This window comes from Kitasatospora sp. NPDC001603 (genome assembly GCF_040298365.1).
Classification (GTDB): domain Bacteria; phylum Actinomycetota; class Actinomycetes; order Streptomycetales; family Streptomycetaceae; genus Kitasatospora.
On the sequence record NZ_JBEPAA010000013.1, the window covers coordinates 93,343 to 108,604 of the forward strand.

Annotated in this window: 12 protein-coding genes and 1 pseudogene; 7 read left to right on the forward strand and 6 right to left on the reverse strand. The window is 74.4% G+C overall.

Annotated elements, in window-relative coordinates:
• Nucleotides 1–53 precede the first annotated feature (53 nt).
• From ABT263_RS11655 to ABT263_RS11670, 4 genes are all read right to left on the reverse strand, one after another.
• Entirely contained in the window at nucleotides 54–1,385 is a 1,332-nt protein-coding gene (locus ABT263_RS11655) for an RNA polymerase sigma factor (RefSeq protein ID WP_352290162.1), read from the reverse strand.
• Nucleotides 1,358–1,777, reverse strand: a complete 420-nt coding sequence (locus ABT263_RS11660) for a YciI family protein (protein WP_352290164.1) — start codon at nucleotides 1,775–1,777, stop codon at nucleotides 1,358–1,360. Before ABT263_RS11660 ends, ABT263_RS11655 begins: the two co-directional genes overlap by 28 nt.
• Nucleotides 1,778–1,962: 185 nt before the next feature.
• Nucleotides 1,963–3,438, reverse strand: a complete 1,476-nt coding sequence (pntB, locus tag ABT263_RS11665; protein WP_352290166.1) for a Re/Si-specific NAD(P)(+) transhydrogenase subunit beta — start codon at nucleotides 3,436–3,438, stop codon at nucleotides 1,963–1,965.
• 6 nt (nucleotides 3,439–3,444) lie between these two features.
• Complete coding sequence (locus tag ABT263_RS11670) at nucleotides 3,445–5,001, reverse strand: Re/Si-specific NAD(P)(+) transhydrogenase subunit alpha (protein ID WP_352290168.1); 1,557 nt, start codon at nucleotides 4,999–5,001, stop codon at nucleotides 3,445–3,447.
• A gap of 315 nt (nucleotides 5,002–5,316) precedes the next feature.
• On the opposite strand from ABT263_RS11670, the gene ABT263_RS11675 reads away from it, so the two are divergent.
• From ABT263_RS11675 to ABT263_RS11685, 3 genes are all read left to right on the forward strand, one after another.
• Entirely contained in the window at nucleotides 5,317–5,829 is a 513-nt protein-coding gene (locus ABT263_RS11675; RefSeq protein ID WP_352290170.1) for a hypothetical protein, read from the forward strand.
• A 69-nt stretch (nucleotides 5,830–5,898) separates the two neighbouring features.
• Nucleotides 5,899–6,834 carry a GNAT family N-acetyltransferase gene (locus ABT263_RS11680; protein ID WP_352290172.1) on the forward strand — a complete coding sequence of 312 codons (936 nt, stop codon included), beginning with the start codon at nucleotides 5,899–5,901 and terminating at the stop codon, nucleotides 6,832–6,834.
• 130 nt (nucleotides 6,835–6,964) lie between these two features.
• A complete protein-coding gene (locus tag ABT263_RS11685) occupies nucleotides 6,965–8,515 on the forward strand; it encodes a hypothetical protein (RefSeq protein WP_352290174.1) in 1,551 nt (516 codons plus the stop codon).
• A gap of 170 nt (nucleotides 8,516–8,685) precedes the next feature.
• Here the strand turns inward: ABT263_RS11685 and ABT263_RS11690 are convergent, their stop codons facing one another.
• Nucleotides 8,686–9,072: a VOC family protein gene (locus ABT263_RS11690; protein ID WP_352290176.1), complete on the reverse strand. Its 387-nt coding sequence runs from the start codon at nucleotides 9,070–9,072 to the stop codon at nucleotides 8,686–8,688.
• Between the two features lie 476 nt (nucleotides 9,073–9,548).
• On the opposite strand from ABT263_RS11690, the gene ABT263_RS11695 reads away from it, so the two are divergent.
• The 3 genes from ABT263_RS11695 to ABT263_RS11705 all read left to right on the forward strand — a co-directional run bounded on the left by ABT263_RS11695 (nucleotide 9,549) and on the right by ABT263_RS11705 (nucleotide 13,700).
• Nucleotides 9,549–10,769 (forward strand): MFS transporter, encoded by a 1,221-nt coding sequence (locus ABT263_RS11695; RefSeq protein WP_352290178.1) that lies wholly within the window; start codon nucleotides 9,549–9,551, stop codon nucleotides 10,767–10,769.
• Nucleotides 10,770–11,044: 275 nt separating this feature from the next.
• Nucleotides 11,045–12,151: an AI-2E family transporter gene (locus ABT263_RS11700; RefSeq protein WP_352290180.1), complete on the forward strand. Its 1,107-nt coding sequence runs from the start codon at nucleotides 11,045–11,047 to the stop codon at nucleotides 12,149–12,151.
• Nucleotides 12,152–12,338: 187 nt separating this feature from the next.
• Nucleotides 12,339–13,700, forward strand: coding sequence for a hypothetical protein (locus tag ABT263_RS11705; protein ID WP_352290182.1), 1,362 nt, complete (start codon nucleotides 12,339–12,341; stop codon nucleotides 13,698–13,700).
• Between the two features lie 96 nt (nucleotides 13,701–13,796).
• Here ABT263_RS11705 and ABT263_RS11710 read toward each other — a convergent pair whose 3' ends face one another.
• Nucleotides 13,797–14,354 (reverse strand): pyridoxamine 5'-phosphate oxidase family protein, encoded by a 558-nt coding sequence (locus ABT263_RS11710; protein ID WP_352290184.1) that lies wholly within the window; start codon nucleotides 14,352–14,354, stop codon nucleotides 13,797–13,799.
• Nucleotides 14,355–14,628: 274 nt separating this feature from the next.
• On the opposite strand from ABT263_RS11710, the pseudogene ABT263_RS11715 reads away from it, so the two are divergent.
• A pseudogene (locus tag ABT263_RS11715) lies at nucleotides 14,629–15,089 on the forward strand (alcohol dehydrogenase catalytic domain-containing protein).
• Nucleotides 15,090–15,262 lie beyond the last annotated feature (173 nt).

Below are 15,262 nucleotides of genomic sequence, written 5' to 3' on the forward strand. Positions count from 1 at the left end.
GAGGAGGACGCCGGGGGGAGACGCCCGGTTCCCGTAGGCGAGGTGACGCGGCGTCAGCCGAGCGTCGCCGCCTTGCGCAGCAGGACCGACCGCTCGCGGGCGTTGCGGCAGAGCCGGGCGGCGAGTTCCAGCTCCGCCCGCGCCTCGGCGGTGCGGCCCAGCCGGGAGAGCAGCTCGCCGCGCACGCTCGGCAGCAGGTGGGAGCCGGACAGCCGGCCGGCGGCGGCCAGCGCGTCGACCAGGGGCAGCGCCTCCTGCGGCCCCGACGCCATGGCGACGGCGACCGCCCGGTTGAGTTCGACCACGGGGGAGGGCGCGACCCGGCCGAGCGCCTCGTAGAGCAGCACGATCCGGTCCCAGGCGGTCTCCGGGACGGAGGGGGCCGTGGCGTGGCAGGCGGCGATCGCCGCCTGCAGGCCGTACGGCCCGAGGCCGCGCCCGGCGGCCGTCGCCCGGGTGAGCGCGGCCAGGCCGCGGCGGACGGCGGAGCGGTCCCACAACCGGCGGTCCTGGTCCTCCAGCAGCACGGCCTCGCCGTCCGGACCGGTGCGCGCGGGGAAGCGCGCGGCGGTGAGCTCGAAGAGGGCGAGCTGCCCGAACACCTCCGGTTCCGCGGGCAGCAGCGCGGTGAGCGTGCGGGCCAGCCGGATCGCCTCGTAGGCGAGACCGGGGCGCAGCAGCCGGTCGCCGGACGTCGCCGTCGAGCCCTCGGTGAAGATCACGTAGAGCACGCTGAGGACCCCGCCGAGCCGCTCGCGCCGTTCCGTCGCCGGGGGCAGCTCGAAGGGCACCCCGGCCGCGCCGATCGTCTTCTTCGCCCGGGTGATCCGCGCCTGGACGGTCGGCACGGGTACCAGGAAGGCCCGGGCGATCTCCTCGCTGGAGAGGCCGGCCACCACGCGCAGGGTCAGCGCCGTGCGGGCCTCGGGCGACAGCACGGGGTGGCAGGCCACGAAGATCAGCGCGAGGACGTCGTCCTCGATCCGGTCCGGGTCCCAGGGCGGGTCGTCGGACCGGTCCGCGGGCGGCTCGGCGCCCGAGCTCGCCCCGCCCTCGCCGAGCCCGCCGGCCAGCGCGGCGTAGCGGTTGTCGAGGGCGGCACGGCGGCGGAAGTGGTCGATGGCGCGCCGCCGGGCGGTGTTCAGCAGCCAGCCCACCGGGCTGGCCGGCTCGCCGTCGCGCGCCCAGGCGACGAGCGCCTGGGCCAGGGCCTCCTGCGCGACGTCCTCGGCCAGGTCGAAGTCCCCGGTGTACCGGGTGAGCGCGCCGACGATCCGCGCGGACTCGATCCGCCAGAGGGCCTCGACCGCCCGCCGGGCGGCCTCGCCGCCCGGCGGATCGTCCGGTGCCGGAGGTGTCAGAGCTGGCCGGTCCGCTCGCGCCATGCCCGTTCCTTGATGATCCACTCGTTGTCCTGCGGGAACTCGTCGATCCCCGGCACGCGCCGGATCTCGATCTTGGTGCCGGGGAAGGACGGCAGCCGCTTGGCCCACTCGACCGCCTCCTGCTTCGAGGCCACGTCGAGGATGTAGAAGCCGCCGAACAGTTCCTTGGTCTCACCGTACGGGCCGTCGGTGACAACCGGGGTCTCCCCGCTGACGTCGACCACCACGCCCTGCGCCGCGTCGTCCAGGCCCTCGGCCGCGACGAGCACGCCGGCCCGGATCAGCTCCTCGTTGTAGCGGCCCATGGTCGCGAGCATCTCGTCGAACGGCGTCTCCATCATCTTCGCGATCGACTCGTCGCTGCCCCGCATGATCAACATGTACTTCGCCACGACTGCTCTCCTTCGTCCCGGGGACCGTTCTTCGGTCCTCTCTATCCCAGGTCGAACGGGACGGCCGCGGATCGACACGGCGGCGGAGGAATTTCCGGGCCGGATCCTTCCGGGCTCTTCCGGGCCCGGAACGATCCGGCCGACCGTTCCCGCCGCCGGGCCGCGGGAACGGTCGGCCGGGGGGTCTACCCGGCGCTCCGGCCGGCCGCCGCCGTCCGGCGGGCGGCCGGGGCCGGGGCGTCCCGGCCGTCGTCGTCGAGGGCGCGCAGGATGTCCTCGACGCTCTGCTTGGCGTCGCCGAAGAGCATGGCGGTGTTCTCGCGGAAGAACAGCGGGTTCTGGACCCCGGCGTAGCCGGAGGCCATCGACCGCTTGAAGACGATCACCTGCTCCGCCTCCCACACCCGCAGCACCGGCATGCCGGCGATCGGACTGGTCGGGTCGTCGGTGGCGGCCGGATTCACGGTGTCGTTGGCGCCGATGACGAGGACGACGGAGGTGGCGGCGAGGTCGTCGTTGATCTCGTCCATCTCCAGGACGATGTCGTACGGGACCTTCGCCTCGGCGAGCAGCACGTTCATGTGCCCCGGCAGCCGCCCGGCGACGGGGTGGACCCCGAAGCGGACGTCGACGCCGCGCTCGCGCAGCCGGCGGGTGAGCTCGGCGACCGGGTGCTGCGCCTGCGCCACCGCCATCCCGTACCCGGGGGTGATGACGACCGACCGGGCCTGTGCGAGCTGCCGCGCCGCCTCCTCGGCGCGCACCTCGCGGTGCTCGCCCTGCTCCTCCGTCCCGCCGGACGGTGCCTCGATGCCGAAGCCGCCGGCGATGACGGAGATGAAGGAGCGGTTCATCGCCCGGCACATGATGTACGAGAGGTAGGCGCCGGAGGAGCCGACCAGCGCGCCGGTGACGATGAGCAGGTTGTTGTCGAGCAGGAACCCGGCGGCGGCCGCGGCCCAGCCCGAGTAGCTGTTGAGCATCGAGACGACGACGGGCATGTCGCCGCCGCCGATCGAGGCCACCAGGTGCCAGCCCAGCGCGAGGGCGAGCGCGGTCACCGCGATCACCAGGCCGAGGCCCGGGCTGACGGTGAACCAGACCGTCAGTGCGACGAACACGCCCAGCGCGCCGAGGTTCAGCGCGTTCTTGCCGGGCAGCATCAGCGGCCGCGAGGCGATCCGGCCGGACAGCTTGAGGAAGGCGACGACGGAGCCGGTGAAGGTCACCGCGCCGATGAAGATGCCGATCACGACCTCGGCGTGGTGGATCCGCAGCAGGTCGGCGGCGACGGCGACCTGGGCCGAGCCCCGCGACTCGACCTCCAGGTAGCTGTTCCAGCCGACCAGCACCGCGGCGAGGCCGACGAAGCTGTGCAGCACGGCGATCAGTTCCGGCATCTGCGTCATCTCGACCTGCCGGGCCCGCCACAGCCCGATCACGGCGCCCAGCGCCATCGCGACGACGATCAGGGCGACCGCGCCGGCGGTGATGCTGCGGGACGCCAGCACGACGGTGGCGACCAGGGCGAGCGCCATGCCGGCGATGCCGTAGACGACCCCGGCGCGGGAGGTGCGGTGCTGGGACAGCCCGGCCAGACTGAGGATGAACAACAGGGCGGCGACCAGGTCCGCGGCATGGGCGGCCGTCGTGGTAGTCATCGGGGCTCAGCCTTTCGAGAACATGGACAGCATGCGGCGGGTGACGGCGAAGCCGCCGAAGATGTTCACGCTCGTCAGCAGGATGGCCACGAAGGACAGGACGGTGACGAGCGCACCCCCGTGTCCGATCTGCAGCAGCGCGCCGACCACGACGATCCCGGAGATCGCGTTGGTCACCGACATCAGCGGGGTGTGCAGGGCGTGGTGGACCTTCCCGATCACGTAGTAGCCGATGACCACCGCGAGCGCGAACACCGTGAAGTTCTCGGCGAGTTGGGCCGGTGCCACGGCGACGAGGAGGAACATCGCCAGCATGCCGAGGCCGATCAGGCCGAAGCGGGCGGCCGGGGTCAGCCGGGGCCGCTTCGGTTCCGGCGCGGCCGGCGGGGCCGCGGGCTGCGCGGCGGGCGCGGCCGAGACGGCCACCGGCGGTGGCGGCCAGGTGACCTCGCCCGCCCGGACCACGGTCACCGCGCGCTGGACCACGTCGTCGAAGTCGAGGACCAGCCGCCCGTCCTTGCCGGGGGTCAGCAGGGTGAGCAGGTTGACCAGGTTGGTCCCGAACAGCTGGGAGGCCTGGGCGGGCAGCCGGGCCGCGAGGTCGGTGTAGCCGATCAGGGTGACGCCGTTGGCGGTGACCACCGTGCGGCCCGCCACCGTTCCCTCGACGTTGCCGCCCTGGGCGGCGGCCATGTCCACCACGACGCTGCCGGGCTTCATCGCTGCCACGTCCGCGGCGGTGAGCAGCCGCGGGGCGGTCCGCCCGGGGATCAGCGCGGTGGTGACCACGATGTCCACGTCCTGGGCCTGCGCGTGGTACAGCTCGGCGGCGGCCCGGTCGTAGTCGGCGGAGGTCGCCTTGGCGTAGCCGTCGGTGCTCGCCTCCTGGGCGACCCGCACGGGGAGGTACTCGCCGCCCAACGACTTGACCTGGTCGGCGACTTCGGGCCGCGGGTCGGTCGCCCGGACGATCGCCCCCAGGCTGGAGGCGGCGCCGATGGCGGCGAGCCCGGCCACGCCGGCGCCGGCCACCAGGACCTTCGCCGGCGGGACCTTGCCCGCGGCGGTCACCTGGCCGGTGAAGAAGCGGCCGAACACGTGGGCGGCCTCGATCACGGCCCGGTACCCGGCGATGTTCGCCATCGAGCTGAGCACGTCCATCGACTGCGCGCGCGAGATCCGGGGCACCGCGTCCAGGGCGAGCGCGGTGACCGGGCGCGCGGACAGCGCCTCCAGCAGGTCGGGCCGCTGGGCCGGTGCGAGCAGGCCGACCAGGGTCGCGCCGTCACTCAGCCGGGCGATCTCGTCGGTGGACGGCGCGTTGACCTTCAGGACGATGTCGGCCCGCCAGGCGTCCCCGATCCGCGCGCCGGCCTCGGTGTAGGCCTCGTCGGCGAAGCCGGAGGCCGCGCCGGCCTCGGACTCGACCGCGACCTCGTAGCCGAGCGCCAGCAGTCCGCGCACCGTCGAGGGTGTCGCGGCGACGCGGGTCTCCCCGGTGGCCGATTCGGCGACCACACCGATGCGCAGCGGGGGGTGGTGCGTGGCGTCCTGTGCAGACATCACTCGTGCCTCTCTCGTCGGAGGAACTCTTGACGGCGGGACCTGCGCCCGAGGGGGGAGTCTCCTCCCCTTGGACGCAGGAACCTACCCGCCCGGGCCCTGCCGGGGGACGGGGCGAAGCCGTGACATGCTTCACCCGTTCGCGCCCTGTCGGGCGGGTCGGGTCGCGTGCTCGCCACCCGGGTGCGCCCCGGGTGCCGTGCCATCCTCGCTCCGCCGCAAGGTTTCTGACATCCCGTCCGATCGGCCGTCGCTTCGTGTCCGCGTTCGGTAACAAAGGTTGCCAGATGCGTTTTCGGAAACTAGAGTTGTCGTATGACTTCGGCTGAGATCACCCTGGAAGAGCAGGCACAGCTGGCCAAGGCGCTCCTCGACGCCCTGAATCCGCTCGCCTCGGCCCTCCACGCGCGCACGTCCGGGCTGCCCGAGGAGCGGATGTGGGAGGCGGAGCCGGTCGAGGTGACCCTGTCCGTCCTCGCCGCCTGGAAGATGGTGGACGCGGAGGTCAAGCGGCTGACGGCGATCGCGGCCGGCACCGCCGGCTCCTACGGCGCGAGCTACGAGCAGCTCGGCGCGGTGTGGGGGATCACCCGGCAGGGCGCGCGCAAGAAGTGGCCCGAGGCGGTCACCCGCCCCGCGGGGCGGGCAGGCGCGGCCCTGCGGCTGTTCGGCGGTACGGCCGAGCTGGTGCGGGCCCCGGAGTCCGGCGGCTGGAGCTGGTCGGGCGAGGGTGCGGACGGCACGCGCGGCGCCGCCGACACCCGGTGCGCGAGCAAGGAGGAGGCCGCCGCCCACGCCGGAGCCTTCCTGGCGGCGCACGCCGCCTGACCCCCGCAGACCGGCCACCCCGCCGGACGGAGGCGGCCGGGGCGGTCGGGCTTGTGTGATCATCTCCGGATGATCTTCCGTGCTGCTACCGCAGACCCCTCCGTCCTGGACCGTGCCGTCGCCTACCCGGCCGACGGGCCCGTCCCCGCCCTGACCGCCGAGAAGGTCCGCGAGGAGCTCGCCGAGAACCGGATCCGCCCCGAGTGGGTCTGGGTCGCCCAGGACGAGGACGGCGGGATCCTGGCCCGCGCCCTGTGGTGGGGCCGTTCCGACAGCGAGCGCCCGATCGCGCTGGACTGCCTCCAGGTCCGCGCGGGGGTGGCCGATCCGGCCGCTGTCGCCACCGCCCTGCTGGAGGCCGGCCACGCCGCCTTCGGGAACCGTCCCGGCTACAACATCTCGCTGCCGCGCGGCTGGCGGGCGGAGCCCGAGCTGGCCGAGGCGGTCGCCTGGCGCCGGCAGGCGGCGGAGCGGGCCGGTCTGACCCGGGAGATCGAGCGGCTCCGCTACGAGTGGACCCCGCGGCGCGGGACCGCCGAACCGACCGGGCGGCTGGTCTTCCGCGAGGGCACCGACGAGGAGTTCCTGGAGGCCTTCGTGCGCCTCTCGCAGGACAGCCTCGACCTGGCGACGCAGAACGAGCTGCTCACCATGGACGCCGGGCAACTGGCCCGGGAGGACTTCGAGTTCTACCTGAGCTGCCCCGGCGAGCGCTCGTGGTGGCGGCTGGCCGAGCTCCCGGACGGCACGCCGGCCGGGATGGCGATCCCCTCCGCGACGCCCTACCACCGCAACGTCGGCTACCTGGGCGTCGTGCCGGAGCAGCGCGGCCGGGGCCTGATCGACGAGATCCTGGCCGAGATCACCCGCTTCCACGCGGCGGCGGGCGCCGAGCGGATCACCGCGACCACCGACACCGTCAACGTCCCGATGGCCGCCGCGTTCGATCGTGCCGGGTACGAGGTCACCGAGATCCGCCTGGTCCTGGAGCGCCCCCCGCGGTAGCCCGGGGACCGGTGGCGACCGGCGCCGGGCGCCACCGGCTTCCGGAACCTGACGCTCCGTCATACACCCGTGCCCGGTTCGGAACACGGTGCGGGGCGTGCCCGTGTCACGGGCGGGGGAGGCTCGTGGAATGCGCGGGACGGGGGAGTGGGGATTGGTCCGGCCGGTCGTCCGCTGGGCGGGGCACCCGGGGACGTCGGGCGCCGTGCTGGTGCTGCTGGTCAACGACCATGTCGCCAAACGGCTCTGGCCGGGTGCGGTCACCGGGAAGGTCAGCGACCTGGCGTGGATGCTGGTCTCGCCGGTGGTCCTGGCCCTCCTGCTGACGCCGCTGCTGCGCCTGCGCGGTGACCGCCCGGCGATCGCCGGGCTGGTGGTCACGGCGGTGATGTTCACCGTCGCGAAGTCCGGCGAGGCCGGTGGCGAACTCGCCTCGACCGTCTGGTCGTGGAGCGGCGTACCGAGCCGGATCCAGGGGGACCGGAGCGACCTGCTGGCCCTGCCGGCGCTGGGCGTCTCCTGGTGGCTGTGGAGGCGGTCGCGGGCGAGGCGGCGGCCCCGGCGGTGGGCGGCGCTGCTGGGCGTGCCGCTGGCCGTGGTCGCCATGGTGGCCACCTCCGAGATCGCGGAGCCGCCGCGGCCCGTCCTCTGGCACGCCGGGGCGCGGGCGATCCTGGACACCGAAGCCGGCCGGTGGGCGTCGCAGGACGGCGGCGCGACCTGGACGGAGGAGAAGCGGTCCGGTGACGTCGAGAAGTCCCGGCGGAACAGCCGGCCGCAGGACGGCCACTGCCTGGAGGGCGAGCCGGGGCCGTGCTTCCGACTGCTCGACTCCACCTCGCCGATCGAGATCAGCGAGGACGGCGGCCGGACCTGGCGGGCCGCGTTCGACCCCGGTCCGCCGTGGCGCGACGAGCCGCTCCCGCCCCCGACTCCGTCACCCACCGGCGTGGACGGGGCACCGGTCGACCCCGCCGTGCCGTCCCCCGCCGTGCCGTCCCCCGCCGTGCCGTCCCCCGGCGCGGAACCGACCGGGGGCCGCGCCGGGTACCCCGCCGACCTGTTCATCGTCCCCGCGCCGGAGGGCTGGGCGGTGCTGGCCCACTACCCGGACGGTGGACTGGTGCGCGGCACCCCCGACGGCACCTGGTCGCGCCGGAGTTACCCCGCCCACCAGACGATCGTCGTCCCCGAGCAGCCCCGCCGTCCGGCGCTGGGCCTGCCCGTGGCGCTGACCGCCGGTTTCGCCGGCGTGCTGGCGGCCACGGGCGCCCGGCTGCTGGTCGCCGCCGGACCGGCCGGGCGGTCGCGCGAGCTGCTGCTCCGTCAGGGAATCTGCCTCCTCTGGGTCCGCCTCGCGGCGTACCTCTGCGGCGGCGAGCTGGTTCCGAAGGTGCCAGGGGTGCTGCCGGCGAGTGTGCTGACGGTGGGCCTGCTGCCGATGCTGTGGTTCCTGCGGCGCGGCCCCGCGCCGACCGGCCGCGCGGTTCCCGTCCTGGCCGTCCTCGGCTCCGGGGCCGCCGCGGTGGCGCTGATCCCCTACGTCCACTGGGCGGCCCACCGGCTGGCGGCCTGGTCGGACGCCTCGGACCAGGCCTTCCTCTGGGCCCTCGCCGCCACGGCCGCCGGCGCGGCGGTGGGCGCCCTCGGCCGCCCCGCGGGGCGCCCGAGGCGGGTGTGACGCGACGAGGCGGGTGTGAGACGCAACCGCCGGTGATCGCCTCGATCCCACGAGATCGCTCCCACGGGCGGGGGAGCGGTTCCGGCCGGTTCGGCCGGGCCCGTCACCGTCCGACGCACGGGCCCACCCCGCGGGCGGCTCCCTGAGGCCGCCCGCCGCCGTGACCGCTCCTACCCGCCGTGCACGAGCTGGATCAGGTTGCCGCAGGTGTCGTCCAGCACCGCCGTGGTCACCGGACCCATCTCACGCGGCTCCTGGGTGAAGCGGACCCCGAGCGCGCGCAGCCGCTCGTACTCGGCGGGCACGTCGTCCACGGCGAACGAGGCGGCCGGGATGCCGTCCTCGACCAGCGCCCTCCGGTACGGCCCCACCGCGGGGTGGCCGCTGGGCTCCAGCAGGAGCTCCGTGCCGCCCGGATCCTCCGCCGAGACGACGGTCAGCCACCGGTCCTGGCCGAGCGGGACGTCGTGCTTCGTCACGAAGCCCAGCACCTCGGTGTAGAAACGCAGGGCCTCGGCCTGGTCGTCGACGAAGACGCTGGTCAGGTGGATCCTCATGGACTACTGCTCCCCGGGGCACGATGCGTTCGGTGGGCACGTGGGTGACGCCGGCCGGAGCCGGTCGGTCCGGCCCGGCGTGCGGACGGCTCTGACGCCCTGGGCCGGCCGTCCCGTTGTACCAGGCCGTCCGGAGCGGAGGCAGCCTCGGCCCCGCCGTGTCGCGATCGGGAACGCCCCTGGGGGCGCGCCGGGAACCGGGTGGTTTGTCCGGCCGGATCCGGGTGAGAAGAGGACCGGGTGGGAAGAGCGTGACCCGGGCGGCGGGTACCCCCACTCCTCGCCGTCCGGGCCCGTCCCGCCACGGCTCAGAGCCCGGCCACCGTGACGACCGCTACCGGCGGCCGGGCGGCACGCCGAATCCGTGCCGCGTCCCGCCGTGACGCCCTGAGCCCGCACCCTCCTCCTGCGGAGGGCCACGGCCATTCGGCGCAGCCCGGCCCGCGCGTCGCCGACCCGGTGCCTAGCGTGGGCGGATGACCGATCGTCGGATCACGCGGCCGGCCGCCGGACGGCTGGGCTACCTCGGGGCTGCCGCCGCCTTCGCCGTCTGCATGGCGGGCACCACGCTGCCCACCCCGCTGTACGGGCGCTACCAGGCGGAGCTCGGCTTCTCCGAGCTGATGGTGACGGTCGTCTTCGCCGTCTACGCGTTCGGCGTGATCGGTGTCCTGCTGCTCGTCGGCAACGTCTCCGACTCCGTCGGCCGCCGGCCCGTGCTGCTCGCCGGGCTGGCGCTCGCGGCCTGCAGCGCCGTCGCCTTCCTGGCGGAGGGCGGTCTGCCGCTGCTCTGCCTGGGGCGGCTGCTGTCCGGCCTGTCGGCGGGTCTGTTCACCGGGACGGCCACCGCGTACGTGCTGGAACTCGCCCCACCGGGGCGCGAGGCCAGGGCGGGCTTCGTGGCGACCGCCGCCAACATGGGCGGCCTCGGCTGCGGCCCCCTGCTGTCGGGACTGCTCGCCGAGTACGCGCCCGGGCCGCTGGTGCTGCCGTTCGTCGTGCACCTGGTGCTGCTCGCCGCTTCGTTCGCGGTCCTCTGGTTCCTCCCGGAGACGGTCGACGGGGCCCGGCCGCTGCGCACCGCCCGGCCGCACCGGCCGTCGCTGCCACCGGAGGTCCGGGGGGTGTTCGTGCCGGCCGGGATCGCCGCCTTCGCCGGCTTCGCCCTGCTGGGCGTCTTCACCTCGGTCAGCCCCGCCTTCCTCGCCGAGAGCCTGGACGTCCACAACTCGGCGGTCGTCGGCCTGATCGTCTTCACGGCCTTCTTCGCCTCCACCCTCGGCCAGCTCCTGGTGCCCCGCCTGGGTACGGCACGGGCGATCCCGCTCGGCTGCCTGGTGCTCATCGCCGGGCTGGCCCTGCTGGCCGCCTCGCTCGCCCGGACCACCCTCCCGCCGCTGGTGCTCAGCGCCCTGGTGGGCGGCGCCGGCCAGGGCATGGGCCTGCGCGGCGCGGTGGGCGAGATCGCCGCCGCCGCTCCCGCCGAGCACCGCGGCGGCGCGCTCTCGGCGCTCTTCGTGGTCGCCTACTTCGGCATCTCGATCCCGGTCATCGGAGTCGGCCTGCTCGCCGAACCGCTCGGCCTGGCCGACGCCGGCCTGGTCTTCGCCGCCTGCATGGCCGTCCTCGCCGCCGCCTCCGCGCTCTACCTGCTGCGCCGGGCCCGCACCGCCCACCGACCTCGCACCGGCCACTGACCCCGCACCGCCCACCGACCCCGCACCGGCCACTGACCCCGCACCGGCCACTGACCCCGCACCGCCCACCGACCCCGCACCGGCCACCCGCTTGCCGCCCGGCCACCCGCTCCGTCGGCGCGGGAACCGCCCGGGCGGCGTCCCACCCGCTATCCATGATCCATGTCGCCTGCGCACCCCCGTAGCCCCCGGTCCCACCGCCGGCCCCCGACGCCGGGCGGCCGCCCACCCGCGCGTGGTGCCGCGCCGGCAGGCGCGGCGGCCGGCGGTGCGGCATGCGGGTGAGACGGCCCGGCCCGCGCAGAAGGCCGGCTCCCGCGGCGGCCGCCCCCGGCGCGGGCCCGGGGCTGCGCCGGCTCTCCGACTACGCCTGGCGGCTGCTGGTCGTCGCGGTGGCCGCGTACCTGGTGCTCACGGTGCTGGGGCAGTTCCACCTGATCACGCTGGCCGCCTTCCTCGCCCTGGTGATCACCTCGGTGATCCGCCCGCTGGTCGATCTGGCGGCCCGCGCGGTACCCCGCCCGCTCGCCGTCCTGATCGGCCTGGCGGTGGCGCTGCTGCTGCCGGCCGGCCTGCTCGCGCTGATCGGCGAGAACGTGGCGGACGACGTGTCACGCCTCGCCAGGGAGTTCCAGGGCGGCCTGGACCGGCTGGAGAAGCTGCTGAAGGGACCGCCCCTCCACCTGGAGCCGACGTCCTTCGACGACCTCAAGCAGAAGGTCTCCGACTTCGCCGCCAAGCACCGCGCGACGCTGATCAGCACGGTCGTCAACGGCGCCCACCGGGCGGTCGAGATCGGGACGGGCGCGGCGCTCGCGCTCTTCATGTCGGTGTTCTTCCTGCACTCCGGCGAGCGGATGTGGGGCTGGACCGCCGCCCAGCTGCCGCCGGCCGCCGCCGACCACCTCGACCGGGGCGGGCGGGTGGCCTGGCGGACCTTCGCCGGCTACACCCGGGGCATCTTCGTCGTCGCGGCGAGCAACGCGATCATGGTCGGCATCTCGCTGTTCCTCCTCGACGTGCCGCTCGCCCTGCCCCTGACGGTGCTGGAGTTCCTCGCCTCGTTCGTCCCGCTGGTCGGCTCCCCGATCGCGATGCTGGTCGCCGCCCTGGTGGCGCTGGCCGCCCGCGGCCCGGTGATCGCGATCGTGGTGCTGCTGCTGATCGTGGTGATCGGTCAGATCGAGGGCCATCTGCTCCACCCGCTGGTGATGAGCCGGGCGGTGAGCCTGCACCCGGTGGTGGTCGCGGTCTCGGTGCTCGCGGGCAGCATCGCGGCCGGGGTGATCGGCGCGGTGGTCGCCGTCCCCGCCGTCTCGGTGCTCTGGTCGGTCTACGCCGAGCTGCGCCGCCCGCGACCGGCGCCGCCGCCGACGCCCTGACGGCGAGGAAGGATCCACCGGGTACGAACGGAGGGCGCGCTCCGGCGGCGCGGGGCGAGGTCTTTCGGACGCGCCGTCGGTGCGCGACCGGCGGTGGCACGCAAGGCCGTTCACGACCGGGTGTCGGACAGGTGTTCAAGAGATGCCAAAATAATGGCGCACCCCCTTGCGGATTGTGTGATCAGATGTGACGTCGCTGTGGCGCTTCCTGCCACAGGGAGGGATCGGCCTGCCCCCGCACCAGGCCCCGTCACACAGGAGACGTACCATCAACACCGCTATCCGCCGGGCCGCGCGCGGCGCCGTTCCCGTCGTCGTCAGTGCCTCCGTCCTCGCTGCGGGCCTGACCGCCTGTGGCACGGTCGAGCAGCTCACCGCCGCCCAGAAGGTGACCAAGGCCTTCGACAAGCTCGGCGACAGCAAGGCCGCCGGCCTCACCTTCTCCGTGGACGCCTCGCCGGAGCAGATCGTCGCCTTCGGCAACGCCACCGGTGACAAGGTCGAGCAGAAGACCGCCGAGGCGCTCTCCGGCCTGAGCATCTCGGTCGCGATGGCCGCCGACAAGCCGTTCAAGGACCTCGACACCTTCAAGAACACCCGGGGCGCCGGCAAGGAGGTGACGCCGGACAAGTCGCTGCGCGTCTCCTACCTGCTCGCCGACAAGAAGGGCACCGCGCTCCTGGAGTTCCGTCAGGTCGACGCCAAGGCGTACGTGCGCGCCGACGCCAAGGGCCTGGTGAAGCTGGTCGGCGAGGACCCGGCGGAGGTGGACGCGGTCGCCGAGGACCTGCCCACCGAGCTGAACCCGGTCAAGGACGTGCTGGCCGGCAAGTGGGTCGCCTTCGACCTGCAGGAGCTCGCGGACACGGCCAAGAAGCCCGCCGACGCCGGCACCCCCGCCCCGTCCGGCCGGCCCACGCTGGACCCGGAGACCGCCGAGCGGCTGGCCGTCTCGCTGAAGGACGTCTTCTCCCGGACCGTCACCTTCGACGACAAGGGCAAGAAGGACGGCGCCGACCACCTCCTGGTGAGCGCCCCGGCCCGACAGCTGACCGACGAGCTGCTGAAGGCGCTCAAGCCGCTCTCCGCGAAGCTCCCCGAGCAGTTCGGCAAGCTCCCCACCAAGGTCCCGGACGACCTGGCCGACACCAGGATCGGCGTCGACCTGTACCTGAAGGGCGGCACCTTCTCCTCGGCCACCTTCGACCTCGCGCAGCTGGAGCCCAAGGCCGGCCCGGGCAGCACCTTCCCGGTCAAGCTCGCGTTCAACAGTTCCGCCCCGGCGGTCCAGGTGCCCGCCGACGCGGTGAAGATCACCGACAAGGACATCCAGAACGCGACGCTCGCCCTCGTGAGCGCCGCCGCCGGTGAGGCCGGTGGCCCCGGTGCCCCCGCCGGCGCCGGCCGGCCCGGCACCCCGGGCAAGCCGCTGACCGACGCCCAGGTCAAGGAGCTGGTCGGCCTCGGCATGCCCGAGCAGCAGATCCAGGTCTTCAGCCGGCTCGGCATGGACTACGAGGAGATCAAGAGCCTCGCCCAGGAGGGCTGAGAGCAGTCCGGTGGCGCCGGGGCGTGGTGAGTCGGTTCGGCCGGCCCGCCACGCCCCGGCGCTCGTCGGGGCCCGTCCGGCCGCGGCCGCCGTCGCTCAGAACGTCCACCGGGTGTGGCTGTAGACCCCGTCGTCCCGACCGAAGCCGTACGCGGTGACCGGCGCCACCGCGAACACCGTCACGCTCCCGTTCCGGAACGCGTCCCCGATCCCGTGGAAGGTGCCCTCGGGCGAGGTGATGTGCGAGCCGTACTGCGACTCGTACGCCGTGATCACCGTTTCCAGCACCGCCGGATCGGTCACCGGCTCGGCCGTGCCCTCGATCACCAGGTCGAGGCCTTCGGTGAGTGAGTTCCCCCCGGTCGTCAGCGCGCAGTGCCCGTCGTGGGCGAGGTTCCTGGCCTTCTGCTCGTCCGGGCCGGTGGAGAAGTACAGCACCCCCTCGTGCCAGGCGGCGATCACCGGAGTGACGTGCAGCCGGCCGTCGGGCCGCACCGTCGACAGCCAGAAGATCTCGGCGGCCTCCAAGCGGCGCCGGGCCTCGGCCCACGGGGTGGCCGTGACCTCCTCGGCGCCCGGACGGGGCCGGAGCGCGGAGCTGTAGCGGGCGTCGAGCTCGGTGGTGGGCTGCTGCGCGGATCCGTGGGCCTGCATGTCGGTCCTCCTCACCTGTGGCCACCCTCCGGGTCATTCTCCCCGCCGCCCGCCGGCCCTGCCACGCGTCCGGCACCCGCCGGCGACCCGGGCGACCGGGGCCGGGCCGCCCGTCCCGGCGATCGGTGGCGGCGGACCGGCCGACGGGCCGATCCTGGAAAGCGGAGGGCCCGGTCCGTCCACCCCGGAGGCCTGCCCGCCTGCCCGCCTGCCCGCCTGTCCGTGCGCCCGGCCGTCCCCCGTCTGTCCGTCCGCCGTCGCCAGGAGGTCCGCCGTGATCACCGTTGCCGCCTGCGCCACGCCCGCCGCCAAGGCCCCGCTGGCGAGGACGACCATCGAGCGCCGCCCGGTGGGGGAGCACGACGTGCTGATCGACTCGCCTTCGTCGGCATCTGCCACTCCGACATCCACCAGGCCCGCGAGGGCTGGGGTTCGGCGATCTTCCCGATGGTGCCCGGCCACGAGATCGCCGGCACCGTCGCGGAGACCGGCCCCGGCGTGACGAGGTTCGCGGTCGGCGACCGGGTGGGCGTCGGCTGCGTGGTCGACAGCTGCCGGGAGTGCGAGGGCATCGGGGGCATCGCCGAGACCCAGGAGATGCTGGACTTCTGCGCGGCGCACGGCGTCGGCGCCGAGATCGAGCTGATCGGCGCGGACGAGATCAACGAGGCCTACGAGCGGGTCCTCGGGAGCGACGTCCGCTACCGCTTCGTGATCGACACCGCCACCCTGTGAGGCCCCGCGCGCTCGGCCGAGCGGACGCGGGGTCAGGTCGAGGCGCGGCCCGGCGCCGACAGCCCGGGGTCCGGCCGCCCGTGGCCCGGGCCGCCGTAAATGCCGTGCGCGGCGGCCGGGTTGCGGGTTAGGGTCCTGAACATGTGCTTCCACCAGATCTACGGCTGACCGGA

Bases quoted from the DNA above. Each gene is read 5' to 3' on its own strand.
- ABT263_RS11655 (WP_352290162.1), bottom strand. From the start codon at position 1,385: ATGGCGCGAGCGGACCGGCCAGCTCTGACACCTCCGGCACCGGACGAT.
- pntB (WP_352290166.1), bottom strand. From the start codon at position 3,438: ATGACTACCACGACGGCCGCCCATGCCGCGGACCTGGTCGCCGCCCTG.
- ABT263_RS11670 (WP_352290168.1), bottom strand. From the start codon at position 5,001: ATGTCTGCACAGGACGCCACGCACCACCCCCCGCTGCGCATCGGTGTG.
- ABT263_RS11675 (WP_352290170.1), top strand. From the start codon at position 5,317: ATGACTTCGGCTGAGATCACCCTGGAAGAGCAGGCACAGCTGGCCAAG.
- ABT263_RS11680 (WP_352290172.1), top strand. From the start codon at position 5,899: ATGATCTTCCGTGCTGCTACCGCAGACCCCTCCGTCCTGGACCGTGCC.
- ABT263_RS11685 (WP_352290174.1), top strand. From the start codon at position 6,965: ATGCGCGGGACGGGGGAGTGGGGATTGGTCCGGCCGGTCGTCCGCTGG.
- ABT263_RS11690 (WP_352290176.1), bottom strand. From the start codon at position 9,072: ATGAGGATCCACCTGACCAGCGTCTTCGTCGACGACCAGGCCGAGGCC.
- ABT263_RS11695 (WP_352290178.1), top strand. From the start codon at position 9,549: ATGACCGATCGTCGGATCACGCGGCCGGCCGCCGGACGGCTGGGCTAC.
- ABT263_RS11700 (WP_352290180.1), top strand. From the start codon at position 11,045: ATGCGGGTGAGACGGCCCGGCCCGCGCAGAAGGCCGGCTCCCGCGGCG.
- ABT263_RS11710 (WP_352290184.1), bottom strand. From the start codon at position 14,354: ATGCAGGCCCACGGATCCGCGCAGCAGCCCACCACCGAGCTCGACGCC.